The 24,630-nt window shown below is 60.3% G+C and carries 21 protein-coding genes; 11 read left to right on the top strand and 10 right to left on the bottom strand.

Annotated features, from left to right (window positions below; genetic code table 11):
- Positions 1 to 68: 68 nt before the first annotated feature.
- A complete protein-coding gene (locus FHP24_RS16985) occupies positions 69 to 1,121 on the top strand; it encodes a glycosyltransferase family 4 protein (protein ID WP_139677405.1) in 1,053 nt (350 codons plus the stop codon).
- Positions 1,122 to 1,459: 338 nt separating this feature from the next.
- Here the strand turns inward: FHP24_RS16985 and der are convergent, their stop codons facing one another.
- Together der and FHP24_RS16975 are read right to left on the bottom strand one after the other, a co-directional pair.
- Complete coding sequence (der, locus tag FHP24_RS16980; protein WP_139677404.1) at positions 1,460 to 2,884, bottom strand: ribosome biogenesis GTPase Der; 1,425 nt, start codon at positions 2,882 to 2,884, stop codon at positions 1,460 to 1,462.
- Between the two features lie 32 nt (positions 2,885 to 2,916).
- A complete protein-coding gene (locus tag FHP24_RS16975; RefSeq protein WP_139677403.1) occupies positions 2,917 to 3,588 on the bottom strand; it encodes a tetratricopeptide repeat protein in 672 nt (223 codons plus the stop codon).
- Positions 3,589 to 3,964: 376 nt separating this feature from the next.
- Between FHP24_RS16975 and FHP24_RS16970 the strand changes: the two genes are divergently transcribed.
- The 3 genes from FHP24_RS16970 (at position 3,965) to FHP24_RS16960 (ending at position 6,216) form a co-directional block, all read left to right on the top strand.
- Positions 3,965 to 4,615 (top strand): hypothetical protein, encoded by a 651-nt coding sequence (locus tag FHP24_RS16970; protein ID WP_180356038.1) that lies wholly within the window; start codon positions 3,965 to 3,967, stop codon positions 4,613 to 4,615.
- Positions 4,616 to 4,739: 124 nt separating this feature from the next.
- A complete protein-coding gene (locus tag FHP24_RS16965) occupies positions 4,740 to 5,756 on the top strand; it encodes a polysaccharide deacetylase (RefSeq protein ID WP_139677401.1) in 1,017 nt (338 codons plus the stop codon).
- 109 nt (positions 5,757 to 5,865) lie between these two features.
- Positions 5,866 to 6,216: a VanZ family protein gene (locus FHP24_RS16960; protein ID WP_139677400.1), complete on the top strand. Its 351-nt coding sequence runs from the start codon at positions 5,866 to 5,868 to the stop codon at positions 6,214 to 6,216.
- Positions 6,217 to 6,636: 420 nt separating this feature from the next.
- Here FHP24_RS16960 and sbmA read toward each other — a convergent pair whose 3' ends face one another.
- Both sbmA and FHP24_RS16950 read right to left on the bottom strand, forming a co-directional pair.
- Entirely contained in the window at positions 6,637 to 7,914 is a 1,278-nt protein-coding gene (sbmA, locus tag FHP24_RS16955) for a peptide antibiotic transporter SbmA (protein ID WP_139677399.1), read from the bottom strand.
- A 123-nt stretch (positions 7,915 to 8,037) separates the two neighbouring features.
- Positions 8,038 to 9,210 carry a YbfB/YjiJ family MFS transporter gene (locus tag FHP24_RS16950; protein ID WP_246091789.1) on the bottom strand — a complete coding sequence of 391 codons (1,173 nt, stop codon included), beginning with the start codon at positions 9,208 to 9,210 and terminating at the stop codon, positions 8,038 to 8,040.
- A 201-nt stretch (positions 9,211 to 9,411) separates the two neighbouring features.
- Between FHP24_RS16950 and FHP24_RS16945 the strand changes: the two genes are divergently transcribed.
- Positions 9,412 to 9,630: a hypothetical protein gene (locus tag FHP24_RS16945; protein ID WP_139677397.1), complete on the top strand. Its 219-nt coding sequence runs from the start codon at positions 9,412 to 9,414 to the stop codon at positions 9,628 to 9,630.
- A gap of 114 nt (positions 9,631 to 9,744) precedes the next feature.
- Here FHP24_RS16945 and map read toward each other — a convergent pair whose 3' ends face one another.
- Positions 9,745 to 10,500 carry a type I methionyl aminopeptidase gene (gene map / locus FHP24_RS16940; protein WP_139677396.1) on the bottom strand — a complete coding sequence of 252 codons (756 nt, stop codon included), beginning with the start codon at positions 10,498 to 10,500 and terminating at the stop codon, positions 9,745 to 9,747.
- A gap of 27 nt (positions 10,501 to 10,527) precedes the next feature.
- Positions 10,528 to 11,589, bottom strand: coding sequence for an LLM class flavin-dependent oxidoreductase (locus tag FHP24_RS16935; RefSeq protein WP_139677395.1), 1,062 nt, complete (start codon positions 11,587 to 11,589; stop codon positions 10,528 to 10,530).
- A gap of 190 nt (positions 11,590 to 11,779) precedes the next feature.
- Between FHP24_RS16935 and FHP24_RS16930 the strand changes: the two genes are divergently transcribed.
- On the top strand, positions 11,780 to 12,967 hold the full coding sequence (locus FHP24_RS16930; RefSeq protein ID WP_180356037.1) for a GGDEF domain-containing protein: 1,188 nt from the start codon (positions 11,780 to 11,782) through the stop codon (positions 12,965 to 12,967).
- A gap of 130 nt (positions 12,968 to 13,097) precedes the next feature.
- On the top strand, positions 13,098 to 14,639 hold the full coding sequence (locus FHP24_RS16925) for a cation:proton antiporter (RefSeq protein WP_139677393.1): 1,542 nt from the start codon (positions 13,098 to 13,100) through the stop codon (positions 14,637 to 14,639).
- Positions 14,640 to 14,706: 67 nt separating this feature from the next.
- Here FHP24_RS16925 and FHP24_RS16920 read toward each other — a convergent pair whose 3' ends face one another.
- From FHP24_RS16920 to FHP24_RS16905, 4 genes are all read right to left on the bottom strand, one after another.
- Positions 14,707 to 15,168 carry an SRPBCC family protein gene (locus FHP24_RS16920; protein ID WP_139677392.1) on the bottom strand — a complete coding sequence of 154 codons (462 nt, stop codon included), beginning with the start codon at positions 15,166 to 15,168 and terminating at the stop codon, positions 14,707 to 14,709.
- Positions 15,169 to 15,279: 111 nt separating this feature from the next.
- Entirely contained in the window at positions 15,280 to 16,041 is a 762-nt protein-coding gene (locus FHP24_RS16915) for an ABC transporter ATP-binding protein (RefSeq protein ID WP_139677391.1), read from the bottom strand.
- Positions 16,038 to 17,078 (bottom strand): FecCD family ABC transporter permease, encoded by a 1,041-nt coding sequence (locus FHP24_RS16910; protein ID WP_139677390.1) that lies wholly within the window; start codon positions 17,076 to 17,078, stop codon positions 16,038 to 16,040. The genes FHP24_RS16915 and FHP24_RS16910 overlap by 4 nt, the downstream gene beginning before the upstream one ends.
- Positions 17,075 to 18,100 carry an ABC transporter substrate-binding protein gene (locus tag FHP24_RS16905; protein WP_139677389.1) on the bottom strand — a complete coding sequence of 342 codons (1,026 nt, stop codon included), beginning with the start codon at positions 18,098 to 18,100 and terminating at the stop codon, positions 17,075 to 17,077. The genes FHP24_RS16910 and FHP24_RS16905 overlap by 4 nt, the downstream gene beginning before the upstream one ends.
- A 214-nt stretch (positions 18,101 to 18,314) precedes the next feature.
- Here FHP24_RS16905 and mqo point away from each other — a divergent pair, with 214 nt between their 5' ends.
- The 4 genes from mqo (at position 18,315) to FHP24_RS16885 (ending at position 24,630) form a co-directional block, all read left to right on the top strand.
- Positions 18,315 to 20,015 (top strand): malate dehydrogenase (quinone), encoded by a 1,701-nt coding sequence (gene mqo / locus FHP24_RS16900; RefSeq protein ID WP_139677388.1) that lies wholly within the window; start codon positions 18,315 to 18,317, stop codon positions 20,013 to 20,015.
- Positions 20,016 to 20,243: 228 nt separating this feature from the next.
- On the top strand, positions 20,244 to 22,238 hold the full coding sequence (locus FHP24_RS16895) for a GAF domain-containing protein (protein ID WP_246091788.1): 1,995 nt from the start codon (positions 20,244 to 20,246) through the stop codon (positions 22,236 to 22,238).
- Between the two features lie 3 nt (positions 22,239 to 22,241).
- The gene (locus FHP24_RS16890) at positions 22,242 to 22,625 is read left to right on the top strand and encodes a response regulator (protein ID WP_139677386.1); all 384 of its coding nucleotides are present in this window, start codon (positions 22,242 to 22,244) and stop codon (positions 22,623 to 22,625) included.
- Between the two features lie 157 nt (positions 22,626 to 22,782).
- Positions 22,783 to 24,630, top strand: a complete 1,848-nt coding sequence (locus FHP24_RS16885; RefSeq protein WP_139677385.1) for an ABC transporter ATP-binding protein — start codon at positions 22,783 to 22,785, stop codon at positions 24,628 to 24,630.

Below are 24,630 nucleotides of genomic sequence, written 5' to 3'. Positions count from 1 at the left end.
TAGAGGACCGGAAAACGCATCCCATGGCGTGAGTCGCCGTCGGATCGGCAACGGGGCTATGGCCGCGCATGACAAGAATTACCATCGTGACGGATGCCTGGTACCCTCAGGTGAATGGAGTCGTCCGTTCCATCGAGAACACCAATCGCGAACTGACCCGCATGGGCGTCGAAATATGCATGGTCACGCCGAAGGAATTCGCCAACATCCCGTGCCCGACCTATCCAGAGATCAGGCTGTCGGTCACCACCTTCGCCCAGGTTGCAGGCGTGATTGAAAAGACCTTGCCGACAGCGGTCCATATCGCCACCGAAGGCCCGCTCGGCCTGATCGCCCGCCGCTGGTGCCTGAAGAACAACATGCCCTTCTCCACCAGCTATCACACCCGCTTTCCCGAATATGTGGCGGCGCGCTTTCCGGTACCGATCCGCTGGATGCAGGCTTTCGTCCGCTGGTTCCACAATGCCGGCAACGGCTGCATGGTCGCGACCGCAAGCCTTGAGCGGGAACTGTCGAAGATCGGTATTCACAATCTCCTGCGCTGGAGCCGCGGCATCGACCAGACCGCATTCCATCCGATGAACCTCGAGGAACGCCCCTTCGACCTGCCGCGCCCGATCTTCATGACGGTCGGCCGCGTTGCGGTGGAAAAGAACCTGCCGGCCTTCCTCGATCTCGATCTGCCCGGCTCGAAGGTCGTGATCGGCGATGGCCCGGCTCTGGCGGAACTGAAAAAACGCTACCCCGAAGTGCTTTTCACCGGCATGAAGACCGGTGAGGAACTCGCCCGCGCCTATGCACAGGCAGACGTCTTCGTCTTCCCGTCTAAGACCGACACATTCGGCAACACCATTCTCGAAGCGCTCGCAAGCGGCGTGCCCGTTGCCGCCTATCCGGTCATGGGGCCGGTGGACATCATCGCGGAAGGTTCCGGGGCCGGTGCTCTGGACGAGGATCTCAAGGCCGCATGCCTCAGGGCGCTCGGCTGTCGTCGAGAGGATGCCAGCCGGCTTGCCCGCAGCTACACTTGGGAAGCCGCATCAAAACAGTTCCTCGGCAATGTGCTGAAGGCCCAGGCCAGCCGCGGACCAGGCGGCCACGCGCTACCCGCAGCCGAATGAACGGCTGCGGCGAAGGCGAGCTTTAGCGTTTCTGGAGAGTATGAAGACCGGTGTTGTCAGCTGCTCCGCCCGTCACGACTGCGGAAATACACGACGCTGCCGACGCCAAGACAGATGGCTACGACGAGACCCACTACAATCATGATGATCCTCCCGATCATGAACCGGCGCTGCGAAGCAGATCCGCCGAAAAAGGCTTGCAGGTCCTCCAACCACACAAGCCAGAACGGCAGTGCATCACGATTTGCTAAATATAGCAAATCGCAGCGTCATCAGGTCGCCGAGGGAAAATCGCCGATACCGGAAACGGATGGAAAGAATACGCGAAAAGAAGAAGCTCAGCGCTTCTTCCTGCGGTTCTCGAACGGGTTGTCGCTTGCCTTGAAATGAATGCGGATCGGCACGCCGGGCATCTGGAAATCGTTGCGCAAGCCGTTGATCATGTAACGGATATAGCTTTCCGGAATAGCCTCGGGCCGCGTGCAGGATACCATGAAGGCCGGCGGGCGCGCCTTCACCTGGGTCATGTATTTCAGCTTCAGGCGACGGCCGGAAACCGCCGGTGGCGGATGTTGGACCTGCGTGCCCTCAAGCCATTTGTTGAGCTTCGCCGTCGAGATGCGCTTGTTCCACACCTTGTCGGTCGCGATGATTTCCTGCATCAGCTTGTCGAGCCCGTAACCCGTTTCGCCGGAAATCGGCACGGCGCGCAAGCCTCGCGCCTGCGGCAGCAACCGCTCTGTCTTTTCGCGCAGATCGGTCAGAACTGCCTGCTGATCTTCGATCAGATCCCATTTATTGAACGCAAGCACGGCGGCCCGGCCTTCACGCAGCACCAAGTCGGCAAGCTGCAGATCCTGCTTTTCGAACGGGATCGTTGCATCGAAAACGATGACGACCGTTTCGGCAAAGCGGATCGACCGAAGGCTATCCGCCACCGAAAGCTTTTCGAGCTTTTCCTGCACGCGTGCCTTGCGGCGCATGCCGGCCGTGTCGAACATCTTGATCGTGCGGCCGCGCCAATCCCAGTCGACTGAAATCGAATCGCGGGTAATACCGGCTTCCGGCCCGGTCAGCAGCCGATCCTCGCCGAGGAAGCGGTTGATCAGGGTCGACTTTCCGGCATTCGGGCGACCGATGATGGCGACGCGAAGCGGCCTGGTCTCGTCATATTCTGCGTCGTTCTCGGCCTCTTCGCCGAGAACCGAGTCCCTGACGTCGATATCCGTTTCAGCTTCGTCCACGTCGTCCTCTGGGAACGCCCGCTCCTTGCCGATCGCCTCGACGATCGCGTCGCGCAGATCGATCATGCCCTGACCATGTTCGGCCGAGATCGGAACCGGTTCGCCGAGGCCCAGCGTATAGGCATCGTAGAAACCGCCGTCCGATCCCTTGGCTTCGGACTTGTTGGCAACCAGCACGACCGGCTTGCCGCTGCGGCGCAGCAGGTGACCGAAGGTCTTGTCGAGCGGCGTCAGGCCGAATTTGGCGTCGACGACGAACAGCGTCAGGTCGGCCTCTTCGATCGCCATTTCGGTCTGGGCGCGCATGCGGCCCTCGAGCGTCTCCGGCCCGACTTCTTCGAGGCCGGCCGTGTCGATGATGGTGAAGCGCAGGTCCACGAGCTTCGCATCGCCCGGACGACGGTCGCGGGTTACGCCCGGCGTGTCATCGACAAGCGCCAGCTTCTTGCCAACCAGACGGTTGAAAAGCGTGGACTTGCCGACATTCGGACGTCCGACGATGGCGACCGTGAAGCTCATAATGTTTTCCTCAAGCCCTTATCCGAATGGAATTAGGGCGCTTTGCCGGTAGCGGCGATATTGTCGAGCATGATTTGCGCGCGGTTCGCGACATTGCGCGGAGCACCCGCATCGTCGGCGATCAGCTTGAACCATTGCTTGGCCTGCGGCATGTTTCCGGCCTTGTAGGCGGAAAGACCGAGCGCCTCACGGGCGGAATTGGCCAGGACATGCCCCTGGGCCGACAGGATTTCTGCCTCTGCCGCAACCTGATCGTAGGAACCGGTATCGACCAGAATGAAGGCGGCGCGCATCTTGGCGAGATCGCGCACGGCCTGCGGAGCGGTATTGTCGTTTCCGACCTGCTTGTAGGTTTCTACGGCCGCAGCCGCATCACCCTTTGCCTGCTGCACCGACGCGGCGCGCATTTTCGCCAAGATAGGATAGGCGCCAGTACCGTCCGTCTCGATCGTCCCGAGAGCCGAAAGCGCTTCGTCGTTCTTGCCTTCCGAGGCAAGCGCCAACGCCGCGATGAACCGGTCGCCGGACTGCGAGGAATTATTGTTGTCCCAATATTCGAAACCGCGCCAGCCGGCAGTACCGACGACGATCAGAACGGCAACGCCGATCGCGATCCGGCCGTAGCGCGACCAGGCGTTCTTGAGCTGGTCGGAGCGAAGCTCTTCGTTCACTTCACGGAAAAAACTGTCGTCGTTATGCGCCATCGAAGTCTCCGGCCCGCTCTTGGGGCCAATCCTGGGTCGGTCGTCCGGCCAAAGCTCCGCCATACAGCGGACAATCAGTCGGGAAAGCGCCTTCTAGCCTATTTTCCCCAGGATGTAAGGCCCCCCGCGTAAAACTGGGAAACCTTATTGAAAGCATGACTTGAATTCGGTCCAAACCACGCCCGCCGCAGACCGATGCGGCCACCCCTTGAAGCTGCATGCAATGAGAGTATGCTTCCCATAGTAGAGTTTCATGCGACGATTTGCGTCTCTTCGCATGTGGGGCTCCAGCATCAAGCCCTCACTTTCGCCCCCTCGTGGGAGACCGCATCTCGCCAGTGTGATCGTCCCACGAGTGGCTCGGGAGGTCATCTCGATGCGAAGAATCTTTTCAGCTCTGGCTTTCGCCATACTGGCTTCGACCCTGTGTCCCCTGCCAGCCGACGCCGGAGATTGGTTCGATTGGCAATGGTACGGCTTGACCGGCCCCTGCGATAATAAATGCGCGATCATGGTTTTCGGCGGAAAATTCGTTGAAACTCCGATGGAGGACATTTTTCTTCGGGGTGATCTCTCCCCGTTCAACTGGGAATATGGCGACAGCGGTTTTATCGGCTTTTCAGCGTCCCGCACGGTCGCCAGTTTCTGGCGCGAACGCTTTGCAATCGAAACCGAGCTGGGGGTCGGCAAGAGATTTGGCAGCATGCACGAATCAGAAACCTGGGCAGCCTTGTTCCTTCGTTACCGTGACTTCCCCTGGAACGATTACCTTTACACGACCGTGGCCGTTTCCACCGGCCTCAACTATGCCAGCGGCATATCGGACGAGGAAAGAGCACGCGCGGGAAATGATCGCGGTGACCGGATTTTGCACTATCTTGCGCCTGAGATCACCTTCGCATCGCCGCAGGACAAGTCGAAGGAGCTCGTCATCCGGCTTCACCATCGCTCCGGCGCCTATGGCCTAGTGAGTGATGCAGATGGCGGAATTCAGTATCTCACGGTTGGACTTCGCTTCCGCTTTTAGTCCGCCGGGAATGCTTGCGCAGATAAGTGGCGGCCCTGCCGTTCCAAAATCAAAGCTTCGCCTTATTCCGCGGCCAAGAGCATCAGCGCAACATCACGCCCGTTCGAAGAATCAGGAATCCGTAATGCGTCTTTCTCCCCTGACCGCCCTCCTTGCTGCCCTCACCATCTCGACAGGTGCGATGGCGCAGGATGTGGCGCAAAGGCCGAAGCAGCTCCTGATGATCTCCTTCGACGGCGCAGGTCCGAACGCCCTGTGGCAGCGCAGCCGCGATTTCGCCCGCAGCAACAACGCCCATTTCACCTATTTTCTGTCCTGCACTCTGGTCATCCCGCGCGCCGACAAGAGCCGGTATCAGGGACCGGACAAAAAGGCGGGCCGCTCCAATATCGGTTTCGCCCAGGATATTCCCGAGGCGAAGGAACGTCTCGGCCATATCTGGCAGGCGCATCAGGAAGGCCACGACATATCGAGCCACACTTGCGGCCATTTCGACGGCAAGGACTGGTCCGAGGCCGAATGGCGGCAGGAAATGACGAGCTTTCACGATGTGATGACCGATGCCTGGAAGGCGATCGGCGCGCCAGCCGACGAGCCGCAGGGCTGGCGCACATTCATCGACAACGACATTCGCGGTTTCCGAGCCCCCTATTTCTCCACCAGCGCCGGCATGACCGACGCGGAAAAGAAGGCCGGATTCCGCTATGACGCAAGCCTCGTCACCAAGGGTCCTTTGATGCCGGAAACGAAGGACGGCCTGATCCGCTTCGGTCTGCCTCTGATCCCCGAGGGTCCGCAGCAGCGGCCGATCATCGCCATGGACTACAATCTCTTCATCCGCCATTCGGCCGGCATCGACAATCCGAGCCGCTCGGCCGAATTCGAGGAACGCGCCTATTCCGCCTTCCGCGCCGCCTTCGACAAGCAATATGACGGCGAGCGCATCCCCATGCAGATCGGCCTGCATTTCGTCGAAATGAACGCCGGCGCCTATTGGCGGGCGATGGAACGTCTGGCCTCCGAAGTCTGCAACAAGGCCGACGTCGCCTGCGTAAGCTATAGCGAGGCGATCCGAATGCTCGATGAGCGCCGTTCCTCCACCGGCCACCAAAGCGCCCAAGATGACCGCTCTGCAGGATAACCAGCATCCGCCCTGCACCACATGCACTCACGCGATGTTTATCTCTTTCCGTTAATCTCGCCTGTCGATGCTGCTTTCGGCCTGTTCCCGCTCACGATATGACATTCTCATGACAAAAGCCCGTCTCTTCAAGTTGCTCCCGTGGCTGGCGCTCGCCGCCATCATCTTCGCGACGATCTCGCCGATCCGCCTGAGACCGCACGACATCGCCTCCGTGGATGTCGACCGCGCCGGCGCCTTTGCCGTCATGGCGCTTCTGTTCGTGCTGGCCTATCCGCGGCAGTGGATGCTTTGCGCGGTATTGCTGATCGTCGGCGCGGGCGGCATCGAACTGTTGCAGTACCTTTCGCCCAGCCGTCACGCCCATCTGGACGATGCGGCGGTCAAGGCGGCCGGTGCGGCGGTCGGCTGCCTGATCGGCTGGACGATCAACCGCCTGCGCCCGCTAAGCCTCGCCTGAAACCGGGGACGAATCCGCCAACAGTCTCCAGCCGGGCCAAGCACGGTCAAGCGCTTACGTTTTTCTCGTCCCCGCCATATCCCCGTTCTGAAGACAGGCCACATAATCGACCCGTCATCGGATGGGAAACCGGGTTCGCGAACCGGCCTCCTCAGCGGGTTCGAAGAGCTTGGTTCCGGTGATGGTCGCAGCCGGTGCGGTCGGAGGAACTGACAACTCCTCCTGTCCTACACCGAAAGCGGTCGGGGCAGGCAAAAGCCTGAAATACCCCCATGCAATCGAATACCTGCCTGCCCTATTCCCTCATGGGTAGACCGTGCCAGCTATCTCCCAATCATGCTGGTGCGATCCCCCAAATAGAAAACCGCGCCGGATCGACACATCCGGCGCGGCCAAAGCTGCTTGTTTTTCTGACGCGGATCAGGTCGGCTTGTTCGCCGCCATCTCGCCGCCTTCAGCTTCACGCTCAAGATATCGCTGATCGATTTCCGGCAGCGGGCCACCATCGATCGCCGCCTCGAAGGCCTTCAGGCGCTTGTGGATGGAAAGCAGTTCGATGATCGTCGTCCAGGAACTGATGAGATACTGCAACGAGTTAGACACCTGGCCGAATGCCGTCGCGATTTGCTGCCAGATGCCCATCGTTATCTTGCCGGCAACGATCGTCGGCACCAACATGAACAGCAGGAATAGCCCGTCCGCCTGAAGGTAAAAGTAGCGGGCGATGTTGAAATAGAGATAATGCCAGTACAGACGGAAATAATTCTTCCGAACATTGGCATAAAGTTCCTTCACCGTCGCTGGCTGGGCACGATCGGCATGATCCTCGCCATAAACGAGTTCCTTGCGATATGCAGCCTCGACACGCTGATTGCGGAAGTTCAAACCAGGCAGCTTCATGCCGACGGTGGCCAGCAGCACGGTGCCGAAAAGCGACCAGAAAATCGCCATCCAGAACAACGCGTGCGGGATTTCGCCGATGATCGGGATTTCGGAAACATACCCGGACATGCCAAGAAGGATCGGGAGGAAGACGACCAGCGTCATCACCGAGTTGATCAACGAAATCCCGAGACCTTCGAGCGTTGCGGAAAAGCGCATCGTGTCTTCCTGGACACGCTGCGAAGCACCTTCGATATGGCGAAGTTTTTCCCAGTTAGACATGTAAAAATTGTTCATCGCTGTGCGCCAGCGGAAGATGTAGTGGCTAGTAAAGAAATCCGTCAGGATCGACACGAACATGCTGAGAAAGGCGACCTGAGCGAATATCAGCATCAGGCTGTAGAAGTCCCCTTCCGTGATCCCCGGCTTCTTTTCCAAAGCGTTCTGCATGAGATCAAAAAACGGTCGACGCCAGTTGTTGAAGATCACCGAAATCTGAACGCTGAAATAAGTTACGGCGATGATGAGAAGCGAGCCCCATACCGACCAAACGATCCATGGATTATGCTTGGCAAGGAAAGACCAAGCCGCGCCGAACAAAAGAAGGCAGCTGGCGAAATAGGCATAGAAATAAAGGTTCGACGGCACCAGAAAATAAGTTAGGTCGTAAGGTTCTGACGTACCTTCCGGGAGGATAAAGCCGGCTCGACTGCCTATCCCGGCAAAGACGAAATACCAAGCTAGAATGGTAATTAACGCCCATACGGCGGCTGAAATGAAGAACAGTTTCGGGCGGGGAAAGAAGGAGTGGAACACGGAGCGAGCGCTTTCCTGAGTTCGTAGCTGCGGGGTGCGGTGTTAGGGCGGGAAACTATGGCAATCGCATGGACGCGGCAATGGCCGCGCCAGTTTGTTACGCATTTGTAACCACGTTGGTTCTCAGCCAATACGTCTGGCGACGATCGCCGCAAGCACTACGCAGACGACGAGCACACCCGTCGCGATCAGCGTCGGCAGCGCAAAGCTGCCGCTTTTTTCAGCCGCCCAGCCGGCCACCAGCGGGCCGATGATCTGGCCAACACCGAATGCTGCCGTCATCGAGGCAAGCGCCCGGCGCGGGCTTTCCGGCGCCAGCTTTCCGCCGAGCTGCAGCCCGTAGGCGGTAATCACCATGAAGGTCGCGCCGAGCAGAAGCCCTCCGAACAGCGCGCCGGTCGTCGGCGGCAGAAGCACCGAACAGACGACACCGATCGCAAGTACGCCCATTGCCACCGTATAGGATCTGGCAAGCCCGATCCGGATCGCCAGCGGATGCCAGGCAAGAAGCGAAACGGCGGCCGCACAGCCGGTGACGAACCATGCGAGAAATTCAACGATTGGCCCGGCATCTCCCTGCCTTGCGATCGTCACCAGAAACGTCGCGGTAATTACATAGCCGAAGCCGAATAGGCCGTAGGACGTGGTCAGCAGCACAAGCGGCAACTTCCATGTCAGCGGCGGCTCCACCCGCCGTTCCGTCGGGCCGTGCGGCCGCGGCAACATCCACTGCACCAGAAGCACCGCTGCGAGCGTAATCGCTGCACCGGCCAGCCAGTTGATCCGCCATCCATGCGCCGCATCGCCTGCGGACGTATTGACGATCAGCGCCAGTGCCGAGGACAGAGCAATGCCCATGCCCACGCCGCCGAAATGCAGGAAATTGACCACATGCCCCTGTTTTCCGCCCTGCCTTGCATAAGGAAGCACGATCGAGGAGGTAAGGATCATCGCCAGAGCGCTCGCCAGTCCTGCAAGGAAGCGGATGGCGACGAATGCCGGCACCCACGTGGTGAAAGCCATGGCAGCCATCAGGATCGCCGTAGCCGCAAGCGCAGAAAGCGCGATCGTTCTTTCGCGTCCCGCTGCCCATCCCTGCCCCGCAAGGATTGCGCCCGCCAGATACCCGGCGAAATTGCCGGCGGCGATATAACCTGCATCAGCAGACGAGATCGGAATACCGGCAATCATGCCCGGCAGGACGGGCGTGTAGAAGAAACGGCCGAAGCCCATGGCAGCGGCCATGGCGATCGCGCCGGAAAGGCCGACGAGGCGAAGATTCAAGCGAGGGGTCATGTCCATTCCCTGCTTATGGCAGCGCTGCATACGCCGCACAAATCAGCATTTTTCATCGCCGCTGGAATAATTTGAATGATTCTATCTGGAAAGCAGCCGCAGTAACGAATTGGTGCATCGCATGGTGTCATTTGTCTTGTTGTTGACACGAATGCCCGTCATAAATTGTCTTGTGCCAATTCAACAGACGGGAGGCGCAAAATGGACCGTGACCTGACCGTATCGGAAGTCCTGGTGGACCCGCTGATCGCGCAGCTGCGCAAGGCGGACCTGATCGGAAATGCAGCATTCGCGCAGCTGATGGAAAGCGCTGCTCGCGTTCATTCGCGCCGCGCGATCAACAATCTTGGCGAAGAGCGCGCGACAGCTTTTTATTGCGCCATCGAGTCCGCCAATCGCGCCGAAGCCTGCCTCCGCTAAAGCAATTCCAGCAAAAGTGGAAACCGGTTTTGCGACCGGAACTCCTTAAACCGTGAGCCTTTTCCGGTCGCCGCTTTTGCCGCGACCGGTCATTCGGCTAGATCACTATAATCCTCAATTCGCCAGTGTCAGAATCAGCGGCCCGCTTCTGGTCGCCACGATCGTGTGCTCGTATTGCACGGTCGGTGCGTTCGGATCGCTGTAGAGCGTCCACGGATCGTCGTTGTCGCCATCTTCGGCCCATGTGCCGCCAAGCGACAGGAAGGGCTCGACAGTAAACACCAGCCCCTCCTCCATGATCCGACGCTCGCTCTTTTCCGGCCAGGTCGGTATTTCCTTCGGCTCGTCATGCAGCGTCAGGCCGATGCCGTGGCTCGAAAGATTGGTGATCAGCGTATAGCGGTTCTTTTTGGCAAAAGCGCCAATCGCATTGCCGATACCTGCGATCTGGTTGCCGGCCTTGACCTGCTGCAGCCCCGTCCAAAGCGCCCGCTTGCCGTCGCGGCACAGTTTCTCGATCTCACGACGAACCGGCGGCACCGCATAGGACGAACCGCAATCGCCGAAGAACCCGTCCTTGACGGCGGAAACGTCGATATTGACGAGATCGCCCGCCTTGATCACCCGGCCGCCCGGAATGCCGTGCGCAACCTCTTCGTTGACGCTGATGCAGGTCGCGCCGGGAAACTGGTAGCAGGTCTCCGGCGCCGATTGCGCGCCGTTATCCTCGAGGATCTTGCGGCCGATATCGTCGAGTTCCTTGGTGGTGATCCCCGGCTCGAGCGACTTCGCCATCGTTTCCATCGCCTGGGCGCATAGCCGGCCGATGACTTTCAGCTTGTCGAGTTCGTCTTCACTGGAGATTACCATTCCGGGTCGTTTCCTCTTTTTGTCTTTTTAGTTCGCCTGCGATGTGGCGCGCTCGGCCGATCCGGTCAATTCCTTTCTGACGATCGGCGCCACCTTAGTCCCGTAAAGCTCGATGCCGCGCATGATCTGGTCATGCGGCATAAGGCCTATCGCCATCTGCAGCAGGAACCGGTCCATGCCGAAAACCCTGTGGGCGGCAATGATCTTTTCGGCCACCAGTTCCGGCTCGCCGACGAAAAGATTGCCGAGCGGCGAACGGGCGTCATCGAAATGCGCCCGGCTCGTCGGCCCCCAGCCCCGTTCGCGCCCAAGCCGGTTCATCACTTCCGACTGCGGCCCGTAGAACTGGTCGGCCGCTGCTTCCGTCGTATCGGCAATGAACCCGTGCACGTTGATGCTGGTCTTCAGCTTTTCCGGAGCGTGCCCCGCCTTTGCCCCCGCTTCGCGATAGAGATCGGCGAACGGCTTGAAGCGCGGGTATTCCCCGCCGATGATGGCGATCGCCAACGGCAGGCCGAGGGTTCCGGCGCGAACCACCGATTGCGGCGTGCCGCCGACCGCGATCCACACCGGCAACTGCTCCTGAAGCGGCCGCGGATAGACGCCGCGCCCGTTGATCGACGGCCGCATCCGGCCCTGCCAGGTAACGATTTCCTGATCCCGAAGCGCAAGCAGAAGATCGAGATTTTCAGTGAACAACTCGTCGTAATCTCCCAGATCGTAGCCGAACAGCGGGAACGATTCGATGAACGATCCGCGCCCGGCCATGATCTCGGCGCGCCCGCCGGAAATCAGGTCGACGGTCGAAAATTGCTGAAAGACCCGCACCGGATCGTCTGAACTTAGAACGGTAACGGCGCTGGTCAACCGGATGTTTTTCGTCAGTGCGGCGGCAGCAGCCAGCACCGTCGAAGGCGAGGAGATCACGTAATCGGGACGGTGATGTTCGCCAAGACCGAAAACGTCGAGCCCCACCTGATCCGCCAGCGTGATCTCTTCGATAAGGTTTTTCAGCCGCCTTGCACCCTCTTGTCCCTTGTCGAGCGCTGCCGCGTCCATATCGCCGAATGTATGAAGCCCGAGTTCCATGAGAAATCCTGTACTGCACGCAAAAGCGTGGCGTGGAATGGTTCCAGGCTTCAGATAGAGACCGCGAGCCCCGAGCGCAAACCGCAAAAGGTTGAACGAAACGTTCGATAAGTTCGATAACTGGCTTCTTCCCGACAAGTAAATCTTAGCATTCTCACTCTAGTTTCCGGCCAGATCCGGGAGAATGCTCATGGAAGAACTGGCTCGGAAAGACGACCAGCAGTCGAACCTCCTTGCCATGCAGATGGAGGCGCTTTACCGGGGCGCGCCGGCCTCGGCGATGAGCATTTTCGGTGGCGTGCTGACGATTCTCACCTATTGGTCACCGTCTCTGGCACCCATGCTCACCATCTGGTTCGGCTGCATCTGCGTGATCGCGATCACCCATCTTTCCAGCGCCGCAATGCGCCCGGAATTCATGCTGCAGCGGCGCTTTAAGCTCGACTGGTCGCCCGCCGCCTGGTCCCGGCTCATCCGGGCCGTCTATCTTTCATCCGGCACCTGCTGGGGGCTCGGCGGATCCTGGCTGCTGCTGCAGGGCGACGACCACCAGACGCTCGTCATGTGCTGCATCGCTATGGGCGCCGTCACGGTGACTTATCCGGCAGTCGTCTACCGACCCGTCTTCAACCTCTTTCAGGTGCCGATATTTCTCGCCTTTTCGATCGCCTTCATGATCAGCGATATCGAATACGGCAACCTGCTGGCCGTGGCTTCGGCCACCTTGTGCGCGGCGCTTGCAATCATCGCCCGCAGTATGGGCGAGCAGTTGAGCATGGCATTTCGCCTGCTCGACAGGAACCGCCAGCTGACCGAACAGCTCGCGGCCCGCAGGCTGATCCTCGAAGAGGAAAACCGCGAACTCACCGCCCAGACCCTGACCGATCCGCTGACCGGGCTCGCCAATCGAAGACGGCTGATCGAGTTCCTCCGTCGCACCCCGGATCGCTGCGCCGTGCTGGTCGTCGATATCGACCACTTCAAATCCTACAATGATACCTACGGTCACAGTGAAGGCGACATCTGCCTCATCCTTGTCGCGGATGCCCTGCGCCGCAGCATTGACGCCTCGGTCGATCTGGTGGCACGCCACGGTGGCGAGGAATTCGTCGTAGTCCTGACCGAACTCGATCGGGATCAGGCGCTGGAGGTTGCCGAAAAGATCCGCACCAACATCCAGTCCGTTGCCGGTCTTCATCCTCAGAGGATACGGCGTCTGGTCACCGCCAGTATCGGGCTCGCCCATCGCGAGGAGGAGCGGCAAAAGAGCAGTTCCGAATTGCTTGTCGAAGCCGACAGCGCCCTTTATGCAGCCAAGAACGCAGGGCGAAACCGGGTCGAGACGCTATCAGACACGCATCCGGCCGCCGCCGAATAGCAGTCACGGCCACGGCTCCATCATAAGCAGACACTTGAGATACGACTGGCAAGGCTGCGGCGACGCGCTACATTGACACTCCGACCAATCAAGCCTCGGGCCTGCGCCTGGGCATAAGCCGGGGGCGATCATGAGTTTCTTCGAAAGCCTCCTTGTCCTGATCCTCGTGGCGATCGCGCTGCTGCAGGTGTCGCGGCGGCTGCGCATGCCTTATCCGTCGATGCTGGCGCTGGCAGGTGCTGCCGTGGCGCTCATTCCGGGCACGCCGGTGATCAACATCGATCCGGCAACCGCATTGGCTCTGTTCATCGCGCCGGCACTTCTTGATGCGGCCTTCGATTTTCCACTCGGCACAGCCAAACGTTTCTGGCTGCCGCTCGTTGCCTTCGCCATCGGCGGCGTCATCGTCACGGCGGCAAGTGTCGCCTGGGTCGGTTGGGCCTTTGCCGGGTTGCCGATCGCAGCCGCCGTCGTGCTTGGTGCGATCGTCGCACCGCCTGATGCGGCAGCCGCGACGGCGATGCTGTCGACCATGTCCATCCCGCGCGAAACCGACACAATCCTGCGCGGCGAGAGCCTGTTCAACGATGCGGCCGCTTTGCTCATATTCGATGCCGCACTCGCGGTCCAATCGGCCGGCCACCTCAATGCCGAGGTCGGCCTGCATCTGGCGCTTGCGGTTCCAGGCGGCATCATCTTCGGCATTCTCGCCGCCCGCCTGATCCGCCGCCTCACCTTGTCGGTCAGCGGCACGCTGGGCGGCAATGTCATGCAGTTCGCCCAGACATTCCTTCTCTGGATCATCGCAACGCGGCTGCACCTCTCCGCCGTCCTTGCCGTCGTGTGCTGCGGCATGACGCTGGCGCAGATGTCGGAGGCGCGCTCATCCGCCCGCATGCGGGTGCAGTCCTATGCCGTGTGGAGCGCCGCCGTTTTCGTGCTGAACGTCATGGCCTTCCTGCTTATGGGCATGCAGGCCCGCGCTATCCTGTCGGACATGGAACCCGGACATCTGGGCGAAGCGATCACCTTTTCCGGCCTTGTCGTCGCTACCGTTATCGTCGTCAGGCTCGTCGTCTGCATCGGTTTCAACCGTATCCATGCCTATTACGCCCACCGCGCCGGCCGCCCCGAACCGGCGACGATGAAACAGGCGGTGCTGGCCGGCTGGTGCGGCATGCGCGGCCTCGTCACGCTCGCCACCTCCTTTGCCCTGCCGGCCGATTTCCCCCAGCGCGATATCGTTGTGCTGGCCGCCTTCGCTGTCGTGCTGGCGACATTGGTCGCGCAGGGGCTGACGCTTGTGCCGCTGATCAACTGGCTCGGCCTCGACCGTACGGCGGAAGGCATCCGTGAACAGACCAAGCTGCGCGCCCATATCGCCCGCGCCGGTTTCATGAAGCTTGAAAACGCCGCCGGTCCGGAAGCCGAGATGCTGCGCAACAATTTCAAGCTGGAAAAACACGGCAGCCTGCACGAAGAAGGCGCGACCGCGCTCGCAACCTACCGCCGGCTTGCGCTCGACGCGATCAATGCCCAGCGCGAAGCCCTCGAACAGCTGCGAGAAGACAACAAGCTCACCGTCGACGAATACAATCTGTTTCTGGAGGAGATCGACTGGCGCGAGCTTTCCGTGCTGCCGGAAGAGGAGCGCCGGATCGAGGAAATTTGACGTGGTCCGGCAAGCTGAATCAATTCATCAGCCTGCCGGAACAATCCGTTGAAAAGACTCTTTGAAATCAGAATGTCCTGGCGACCTCGGCCATCTGGTCTGCGACGGTTCCCCAGCCTTCTTCGAAACCCATTTCTTCGTGCGCCTTCATATCTTCCTCCGTCCAGTGGACTGCCGTCGCCGTGTAGCGCGCACGACCGTTCCCCAGATCCTCGAATTCGAGAATGCCGGTCATGAACGGCTTTTCCGACGGCACCCAGCCTGCGGAGTAGGCGTCGGTAAAGACCAGCTTACGGTTCGGAATGATCTCCAGATAGACGCCGTGATTGGGGGCCTTCTCGCCGTTCGGGCCTTCCATCAGCACAAAACTCTCGCCGCCGGGGCGAAGGTCGGAGCGCGCCTCGGTCACCTTCCACGGCAGCGGGCAGAACCACTCGCCGAACCGCTCCGGCGTCGTCCACACCTTGAACAGCTTTTCGGCGGGCACGTCGAATTCGCGAGTAAACTGCAGTTGGTAGGTAGCGGCCATGACCCATGTCTCCCTTCGGGTTCCCATCATCGCATCGGATGTTGAACCTAGGACGAAGGTGGAGACGGAAAACCGACAGGCCGAAGATTTTTTTTCTAAGCCCCTCAATTACTATCGCAGATAATGGATATGCGGCCGCGCATGGTGCGGCGAGGTTTCCACTCGCGCGTCGACCGAAAACACATCACGCAACAGATCCTGCGTCAGGATTTCCTCCGGCGCACCGGACGCGACGATCTTTCCGCGCTGCATGACGATCAGCCGGTCGCAAAACATCGCCGCGTGATTGAGATCGTGCAGCGCGATGATGCTGGTCACCGGCAGGCTGGAGACCAAACGCATCAGGCTGATCTGGTGCTGGATGTCGAGATGGTTGGTCGGTTCGTCGAGGATCAGTTCCTTCGGCGACTGCGCCAGCGCCCGGGCGATATGTGCGCGCTGCTTCTCGCCGCCGGAAAGGCTCTGCCAGCGATCGTCGCGTTTTTCGCTCATGCCAGCGCGATCGAGCGCTTCCGATACAGCATCGTCATCCGCCTTCGACCAGCCGGAAAACATCGAGCGATGCGGAAACCGCCCGAGCTTGACCACGTCGATGACCTTGAGGTTGGAGTTGGTCGCCGCATGCTGCTCGACGAAGGCGACGCGCTGTGCCATCGCCCGACGGCCGATGCTTTTGATGTCCCACCCTTCAAGCGTGACGCTGCCCGAATGCGGCTTCTTCAGCCCTGCGAGCAGCCGCAGCAGAGATGTCTTCCCCGATCCGTTCGGCCCCAAGAGTCCAAGCATCTGTCCGGGTTTTGCCTCGAAGGACACGTCGTCGAGAATGGTCTTTCGGCCGATCTTCCACGTGAGATTGTCGGTCCTGATGCTCATGACACCCTCTGGAAACGATAGAGGATAACGGCGAAGAACGGTACGCCGACGAGTGCTGTGACAACCCCGATCGGCAGAACCTGCTGCGGGATCAGCGCCCTCGAGGCGATATCCGCCAGCACCATGAAGATTGCCCCGACAATGGCGCAGGCCGGCAGCAGCCGGATATGCAGGGGGCCGACGACGAACCGCGCCGCATGCGGCACGACGAGGCCGACGAAACCGATCGTGCCGACCATGGAAACGATCGTCGCCGTCATCATCGCCGTCAGCGCAAAAAGAATGATCCGCGCCCAGCCGACATTGACCCCGAGCGACGCGGCCGCCTCGTCCCCGAAGGCGAATGCGTCGAGCACCCGCGCATAAGCGAGGCAGACGATCAGGCAGATACCAACGACGACTGAGACCAGCATGAATTCCGGCCAGCGCACGCCCCCGAAGCTGCCGAGCAGCCAGAACATCACGTCACGCGCCTGCTGCGCATTGCCGGATGTGGTGACGACATAGGAGGTGGCGGCATTGAAAAGCTGCGAGGCTGCGACACCGGCAAGGATGGTGCGATCCGCCCCGCCCCGCGTGCCGTTCGACAGCAACGCCACGAAAAAGAAAGCCGCGAAAGCGCCTGCAAAGGCACCGGCCGAAAGAGACACGGCACCGGAGCCGAGCCCGAGGATAACGATCGCCACGGCACCGCTGGAGGCACCCGCCGAAATGCCGAGCACATAGGGTTCGGCCAGCGGGTTGCGCAGCAGCGACTGCATGATTGCGCCGGACAGCGCCAGTCCCGCGCCGCAGAAGGCGGCGACCAGCGCCCGGCTGAGACGGTAATCCCAGATCACCGTCTCGTGGATGCGGTTGAGTTCGATCGCAGTCCAGCCCAGCCGGTTGGTGATCGCGACATAGGTCGTCGACAGCGGGATCGGCAGGTCACCGATCCCGACGCTGACGCCCACGACAAATGCGATGGCGGCCAGAGATACCAGCAGGAGCACTGAGAGAACAGCGACCTGCTGTATGGGACTGCGCGTCTGGCTCACTTCAGAAGACCGAGTGCCTTGAGCTGCTCGGCCACCTGTTCTGCACCATAGATGGTGCGGACGGTCGGGTTCATCGCCTGGCCGTCCATGACGACGAGCGCCTTGTTCTTCACCGCCGGGATCTGGCTGACGGCCGGATCGGTGGTCAGGAACTTGATCTTGGCTTCCGGCTTGTCGAGTTCCCAACGGTTGCGGTCGAGATTGGCGACGACGATGACGTCAGGATTGGTGGCGATGATGCTTTCCCAACCAAGCGTCGGCCATTCGGCCTCGGTCTTGATCGCGCTTTCGCCGCCGAGCACGTCGGCGATGAAACCGGAAGCTCCGTTCTGGCCGCCGAGATAGGCGTCCGCGGTCGGCGACTGGCTGGAGAACCAGAAGACATAGGAAAGCTTCTTGCCGTCCTTCGAAACGCTGGAGCGCAGAGCCGCTTCACGCTTCTTGAAATCCTCGATCAGCGCCTCGCCGCGGTCGGAAACGTCGAAGATCTGCGAAAGCTCGTCGATCTCCTTGTAGAGAAGATCCATGTTCCAGAGCGTGTCGCGGCTGCCATATTCGTTCTTCACCTTTTCGGTGGAGAGGCATGTGCTGGGCGAGATGTAGGAGGGCACGCCGACCCTGTCGAAATCCTCGCGCTTGGCGACCTTGCTGGTCGGGCCGATCAGGCTCGGCAGGGCGGCTGCGACGAAATCCGGGTTCTGGGCGAGAATGCTCTCGAAGGTCGGGAATTCGACAGTGAGAAGCTTCACCTTGGCATTGGCGGCTTCGAGCTGCGGCAGAACCCTGCTCGGCCAGAAAGCGGTGCCGACCATCTTGTCCTCAAGGTCGAGCAGCAGCAGGATTTCCGCGCTGTTCTGGCCAAGGCCGACGGCCCGCTCCGGCGCCTTCTGGAAGATGACGGATGCGCCACAATTTTCGATCGTCAGCGGATATTGGGTGGCGGCCTGAGCCTGATTTGCGGCGAAGAAACCGAGGGTGGCGCACAGGCCGGAAGCGGCCAGAAGAGACTTGAGAGAAGTCACGAGAATTTGTCCTGTCTGGAGGGGCAGTAAACGCAACGGCGCTATATCCACGACCGACGCCCAAAACAAGAGCAATCCGCTCATCTTTTTCGCAGTTAGCTGGCGCGACATTGCGCCATCCAGACAAAATGCCGCATGAAGGGGTTGTCGCTAAAACATCTTTCGCTTAATCAGCGCATCGGGAGGAATTGACAATCAACAATTCGAGTGGCCGATGCCTTCCAAAACCAAAAACAATTCCCCGTCCAACATCAGCGGCCTGAGCCTCAGCCGTCGCCAGCTTCTCGGCTCCGCAGCCGGCGGCGTGGCAGCGGTCAGCGTGACCTCGATTCCCGCCTGGGCCCAGGCGACGGAAAAGACGGTAGACGTGCTGCTGATCGGCGGCGGCATCATGAGCGCCACGCTCGGCGTTCTGCTCTCCGAACTGGAACCGACCTGGTCGATCGAGATGATCGAGCGTCTGGATAACGTGGCGCTGGAAAGCTCCAACGGCTGGAACAATGCCGGCACTGGCCACTCCGCGCTCGCCGAATTGAACTATTCGCCGATGGACGCGAACGGCAACGTCCAGATCAGCCGCGCGATCGAGATCAACGAAGCCTTCCAGATCACCCGGCAGTTCCTGTCGCATCAGATCGACATGAACGTTCTGAAGAACCCGCGTTCGTTCATCAACTCGACACCGCATATGAGCTTCGTCTGGGGCGACGCGAACACCGAGTTCCTCGCCAAGCGCTTCGAAGCGCTGAAGGCCAGCCCGCTCTTTTCCGGCATGGAATTTTCCAACGATCACGCGCAGATCGCCAAGTGGGTTCCGCTGATGATGGAAGGTCGCGATCCGAACCAGAAGCTGGCCGTAACCTGGAGCCCGCTCGGCACGGACGTCAACTTCGGCGAGATCACCCGCCAGTATGTCGATCATCTGAAGAACCAGCAGACCTTCACGCTGCGCACCTCGTCCGAAGTCGACGAAATCGTCAAGAACGAGGACGGCACCTGGAGCGTCAGCTACTCCAACAGCAAGACCGGCACATCGGAAACCGTCAAGGCGAAGTTCGTCTTCCTCGGTGCCGGTGGTGGTGCACTGCCGCTCCTGCAGATGTCCGGCATTCCGGAAGGTGACGACTATGCCGGCTTCCCGGTCGGTGGCTCCTTCCTCGTCTGCGACAACCCGGAAATCGTCGAGCGCCATCTCGCCAAGGCCTATGGCCAGGCCGAGACGGGTGCTCCGCCGATGTCGGTTCCGCATCTCGACACCCGCGTCTTCGACGGCAAGCGCCACATCCTGTTCGGCCCCTTCGCCACTTTCTCGACCAAATACCTGAAGGAAGGATCGCTGTTCGATCTGCCGGCATCGGTGACGATCGACAACATCTGGCCGATGGTCAAGGTCGGCACGGACGAGTTCGCCCTGGTGCAGTATCTCGCCGGCCAGCTGATGATGTCGGACGAAGATCGCTTCGAGGCGCTGAAAGTCTATTTCCCCAATGCCAAGGCTGAGGACTGGCGCCTGTGGCAGGCCGGCCAGCGCGTCCAGATCATCAAGCGCGATGCTGAAAAGGGCGGCGTCCTGAAGCTCGGCACGGAAATCGTTGCGGCCAAGGACAGCTCGATCGCTGCCCTGCTCGGCGCCTCGCCGGGCGCTTCAACGGCCGCACCGATCATGCTCGACGTACTGAAGAAGGTGTTCGCCGAAAAGCTCAAGACACCGGAATGGCAGGACAAGCTGCACGCGATCGTTCCGAGCTACGGCCGCAAGCTAAACGAAAACCCGGACATGCTGGTTGCGGAATGGAAAGCTACCGAAGAGCGCCTGCAGCTCGCGATTGCCTCCCCGGCAGTCAACGTTGCTGCACCCGGCGCGACCGTGACGCCGGCCGGCGAAGTCAAGCGCGTTCCCGATATCGCCCTCTGAGCCGGTCGCTGGCGCTAATTTGAACGACAGACCGGGCGCTGATGGCGCCCGGTTTTCTTTTCACGCTTGCATCGCCCTCTTTTGAAGCCAGTGCCTTAGAGCGAGATTGGTACGGTCACCTGTATTGCCGTAGCGCGCAACTCTGCTACATCACTGGAGATTGAAGGGACCGAAATGCCCGGTTTGCTATCACTCCAACGAGATGTTTTGAGACAGCCCGAGACGAATGTGACGAACCCGCCCGATTTAGATCAGATCCGCCGCCTTGAGCTGCTTGAAGCATACGACATTCTGAACACGCCACCGGAACCGGAATTCGACGACATCGTGCTCGTCGCCTCCGAAGTCTGTGGCACGCCAGTATCCCTCGTCAGCCTCGTTGAGGCGAACAGGCAATGGTTCAAGGCAAGCGTCGGTTTCGAGCCCTGCGAAACGCCGATCGAACAGTCCGTTTGCGCCCATTCGCTGGCAAGCCCGGATCTTCTGATCATCCCGGACCTGACGCTCGATCCGAGAACGGCGCAGAACACGCTGGTCACCGAGCCGCCGCATATCCGCTTTTATGCCGGCGCCCCCCTAATCGGCCCGGATGGTGTTGCCATCGGCACGCTTTGCGTCATCGATACCAAACCGCGGCCGCAAGGTCTCACGCCGTCGCAGCAGAAGGTTCTGGCCGCCCTGTCGCGACAGGTGATCGCCCTTCTCGAACACCGGCGAACCTCGCATCGCAAGGACGAGCTGTTCCGCCGCCAGAAAGGTATGGCGGCGAATTTCAGGGCGACCGTCAACAAGACCATCGCCGCCCAGGAAGCCGGACGGATCGGCACGTTCGAAATCGACATTGTGACGGATGTGATCGCGGCATCTGCCGAGTTCTGCCGCATCTTCGACGTGCCGGCCGTCCCAACCTACCCCGCGAAAACCTTTCAGGACATGGTCGTCCCATCGGACCGGGGCCTGCATTCGACCGACAGGAACCGAAGCGACGGTTCTGCGTCGATGAATGTCGAGTACCGGATCCGGACAGCAAGCCATGGCGTTCGCTGGATCAGCCGGCATGCCGTTCTGGAGCAGGACGAGACCGGCCGCCCGGTCAAGATGATCGGCACCGTGCAGGACATCACGGACGCCAAACGAACAGTGCTGAGAACGCAGGCGCTGCTCGATCTTGGCGACCGATTGCGCGATCTCGACGACATCACCGACATGGCACTCGTCGCCTCCGACCTGATGGGCAAGGCTTTCGATGCCACCCGCGCCGGCTTCGGGCTTGTCGACAAGGCTGCGGAAACCCTGACGATCCAGTCGGAATGGCATTCGGTGGAAGCCGATGCGCTGGCGTTGAAACATCATTTCCGCAGCTACGGCTCCTATATCGAGGATCTAAAGCGCGGCGAGCCGGTCGTGCTCTCCGACGTCAAGGCCGATCCGCGAACCTCCGGCACGGCAAACGCGCTTCTGGCACTCGGCATCCGCTCCTTCGTCAACCTGCCCGTCCTCGATCACGGCCGGTTCAATCTTCTGGTCTATGTCCACCACGATCACGTCTATGACTGGACCGACGAAGAAGTCGCGTTCATCCGGAGCTTCGGCGACCGCGTGCAGATGGCCATGGCGAAACTGCAGGCAGAAACCGAACAGGCGACGCTGAACCGCGAGATCGGCCACCGGTTGAAGAACACATTCGCGATGATCCAGGCAATCGCCACCCAGACCCTGCGGCCGGTCACCGAACGCGGCCATGTGCAGAATTTCGAAAAACGTCTGTTTGCGCTCAGCAAGGCGCATGACATCCTCATCCACGACCAGGGCAACGCATCGATCCGTAACATCGTCGAAAGTCTGGACGAGACGCTGGCGATGCCCGGCCGCATCGATCTGGATGGACCCGACGTCGTACTGGGTCCGCGCGGCGCGCTGTCGATGGGGCTGGTGATGCACGAACTCGGCACCAATGCGATGAAATACGGCGCGCTTTCGCAGCCGGACGGTATCATCACCATCCGCTGGGTGATCGACGAAAGCGGCCCTGAGCCGCAATTGACCTTCTTCTGGCAGGAAAGCGGCGGCCCCTTACCCAAGCCGCCGGAACGGAAAGGTTTCGGTTCCAAACTGATTCAGATGGGATTGATCGGAACAGGCGGCGTGGTCACGAGTTATGAAGCACCCGGCTTTTCCGTAGAAATGTCGGCGTCCCTTCAACAACTCCAGCAGGCAAACTGACGAATGGCACAGTCAACGCCGATCAACAATCGGACAGTGGTTCTTGTGGTCGAAGACGAACCGCTGCAGCGCATGATGGCGGTTGACCTCGTCCTTGATGCCGGTTTCGACGTCGTCGAGGCGTGGAGCGCCGACGAAGCAGTCACCATTCTCGAAAGCCGGACCGACATCCGTATCGTCTTTACCGATGTCGACATGCCAGGCTCGATGGACGGCCTCAAGCTGGCGGCATCCATCCGCGACCGCTGGCCGCCAATCGAACTCATCGTCACCTCCGGCCATATCCGGATGAACGACGTGGATCTTCCGGCTCGAAGCGTCTTTTTCCCGAAACCATACGATACCGAAAAAGTCACCGCGCAGTTGAACTTGATGGCTGCGAACTAAGCCGGCTCAGCTGCTGGCGGATATGGTCGCCTTGCGATACCGCCACAGTGACGGCACATCCTTTGATATCAAGGGTGCCCAGGCGATACGATACGTGGTTGAATAGCACCATTGCAGGCCACCCGAATCGTCAATCGAAATCGCGCGCCCGGGCACCATGACCTTTTCAGATCGAGTTTTCCGTCCTTTTGAAACGCTGATCCAGCCGCTGGATATTCCCTACAGGCCACTGCCTTCAACCGGGCCGTTTGTACTCCTCTGGCATTTCATCCGCATGTTCGGGCCGATCCTATTCCCGATCGCGATACTGGCCATGTTGGTGGAAGCAATAAACCTGTTCCTGATCTGGAGCCTCGGAAGCATCGTCGATGGTGTTAGCGCCAAAGGCGCGGCCGGCTTCGTGAACGAGGACTGGCCCCTGCTTGTCGTCATGGCCGTGCTGCTGTTTCCGACCATTCCGCTCTTTGCCTTCATCGCCAATACGCTGTCCTCACAGGTGGCAGGCGTCTGCCTTCCGGCAGCTATCCAGTGGCAAGGCCACAAGGCGGTAGAACGGCAGGACATTGCCTTCTTCCACGACCTCTTTGCCGGTCAGGTCGCCTCGCGCCTGTCACAGGTGGCAACTGCCGTCCAGCAGCAGCTCGGCATCGCCTTCCAGACGATCCCGCCCTTCATCATTCAGTTCATCGGCACGCTCGTCTTGCTCGGCACGCTGGGCTGGCAATTGGCGCTGATGGCCGTCATCTGGATGGTGGCGATCGCGCTGATCACCATCAAGGCGGTGCCGCATTTCGCCGAGCGCTCGAAAAAGACCGCACGCCAGAGAAGCCTCGTCGTTGGGGCCATGACCGATCTCTATGCCAATATCCAGATGGTCAAGCATTTCGCCGCCGAGGACAGTGAGGCCGGTGCGCTGCGCAAGGTATTCACCGAGACGATCGACAGCCAGCAGAAGGAACGGCGCGTCTATCTGACGACCCGCACGGCCATCATTTCCGTCAATGCACTGTTCTGGATTGCCATGCTGGCTACCGGATTCTGGAGCATGACGACCGGGGGCATCACCACCGGCCAGTTCGTCGCAGCACTTTATCTCGGCAACCGGCTACAGGGCAATGCTGGCTCCTTCCTCGACATGTGCCATCAGGTATTTCAGGCGGTCGGTACGCTGCGTGACGCCATGCCCGTCATGACCACACCGCCGACCATTACCGATGCCCCCGATGCATCGCCGCTTGTTATGGAGACCGGCGAGATCAGCTTCAACGATATCGGCTTCTCCTACCACATGGACAAACCGGTGATCGAAGGGATGAGCCTTACAATCCGGGGCGGTGAAAAGGTCGGGCTTGTCGGTCTGTCAGGCGCCGGCAAGACGACCCTGGTCAACCTGCTCTTGCGCCTCTACGATCTTAAAAGCGGTTCGATCCTGATTGATGGACTGGATATCAGGCAGGTTACCCAATCCAGCCTGCGTGAAAACATCGGCGTCATCTCGCAGGATGTCTCGCTGCTGCATCGGTCCGTCGGCGACAATATCCGCTATGGCCGACCAAACGCCACGCACGAAGAGATCGAACACGCCACCACCGCGGCACATGCGAACGATTTCATCTTGGCCCTCAGGGACAAGGAAGGCCGCTCGGGTTACGATGCCTTTGTCGGCGACCGCGGCATAAAACTGTCCGGCGGCCAGCGGCAGCGCATCGCGATCGCACGCGTGCTCTTGAAGAACGCACCGATCCTGGTCCTCGACGAAGCAACCTCGGCGCTGGACAGTGAATCCGAGGCAGCCATTCAGGAAAATCTGGCGCAGGTGATGCGGCAAAAGACGGTGATCGCCATCGCCCACCGTCTGTCGACGATCGCCAGCATGGATCGTATCGTCGTGCTGGACAAAGGCCGGATCGTGGAGACCGGCACGCCGGCCGAACTGCTTGCGCTGGACGGGCTTTATGCCCGTCTGTGGAAACGCCAGACCGGCGGTTATATCGGCAACAACTGA

Source organism: Aliirhizobium smilacinae, assembly GCF_006335145.1.
GTDB classification, from domain to species: Bacteria; Pseudomonadota; Alphaproteobacteria; order Rhizobiales; family Rhizobiaceae; genus Neorhizobium; species Neorhizobium smilacinae.
This window is presented reverse-complemented; position numbering and strand designations above follow the sequence as displayed.

What these genes read in the sequence shown, in the direction of transcription:
- FHP24_RS16985 (WP_139677405.1), top strand. Translation starts at nt 69, where the DNA reads ATGACAAGAATTACCATCGTGACGGATGCCTGGTACCCTCAGGTGAAT.
- der (WP_139677404.1), bottom strand. Translation starts at nt 2,884, where the DNA reads ATGAGCTTCACGGTCGCCATCGTCGGACGTCCGAATGTCGGCAAGTCC.
- FHP24_RS16975 (WP_139677403.1), bottom strand. Translation starts at nt 3,588, where the DNA reads ATGGCGCATAACGACGACAGTTTTTTCCGTGAAGTGAACGAAGAGCTT.
- FHP24_RS16970 (WP_180356038.1), top strand. Translation starts at nt 3,965, where the DNA reads ATGCGAAGAATCTTTTCAGCTCTGGCTTTCGCCATACTGGCTTCGACC.
- FHP24_RS16965 (WP_139677401.1), top strand. Translation starts at nt 4,740, where the DNA reads ATGCGTCTTTCTCCCCTGACCGCCCTCCTTGCTGCCCTCACCATCTCG.
- FHP24_RS16960 (WP_139677400.1), top strand. Translation starts at nt 5,866, where the DNA reads ATGACAAAAGCCCGTCTCTTCAAGTTGCTCCCGTGGCTGGCGCTCGCC.
- FHP24_RS16950 (WP_246091789.1), bottom strand. Translation starts at nt 9,210, where the DNA reads ATGACCCCTCGCTTGAATCTTCGCCTCGTCGGCCTTTCCGGCGCGATC.
- FHP24_RS16945 (WP_139677397.1), top strand. Translation starts at nt 9,412, where the DNA reads ATGGACCGTGACCTGACCGTATCGGAAGTCCTGGTGGACCCGCTGATC.
- map (WP_139677396.1), bottom strand. Translation starts at nt 10,500, where the DNA reads ATGGTAATCTCCAGTGAAGACGAACTCGACAAGCTGAAAGTCATCGGC.
- FHP24_RS16935 (WP_139677395.1), bottom strand. Translation starts at nt 11,589, where the DNA reads ATGGAACTCGGGCTTCATACATTCGGCGATATGGACGCGGCAGCGCTC.
- FHP24_RS16930 (WP_180356037.1), top strand. Translation starts at nt 11,780, where the DNA reads ATGGAAGAACTGGCTCGGAAAGACGACCAGCAGTCGAACCTCCTTGCC.
- FHP24_RS16925 (WP_139677393.1), top strand. Translation starts at nt 13,098, where the DNA reads ATGAGTTTCTTCGAAAGCCTCCTTGTCCTGATCCTCGTGGCGATCGCG.
- FHP24_RS16920 (WP_139677392.1), bottom strand. Translation starts at nt 15,168, where the DNA reads ATGGCCGCTACCTACCAACTGCAGTTTACTCGCGAATTCGACGTGCCC.
- FHP24_RS16915 (WP_139677391.1), bottom strand. Translation starts at nt 16,041, where the DNA reads ATGAGCATCAGGACCGACAATCTCACGTGGAAGATCGGCCGAAAGACC.
- mqo (WP_139677388.1), top strand. Translation starts at nt 18,315, where the DNA reads ATGCCTTCCAAAACCAAAAACAATTCCCCGTCCAACATCAGCGGCCTG.
- FHP24_RS16890 (WP_139677386.1), top strand. Translation starts at nt 22,242, where the DNA reads ATGGCACAGTCAACGCCGATCAACAATCGGACAGTGGTTCTTGTGGTC.
- FHP24_RS16885 (WP_139677385.1), top strand. Translation starts at nt 22,783, where the DNA reads ATGACCTTTTCAGATCGAGTTTTCCGTCCTTTTGAAACGCTGATCCAG.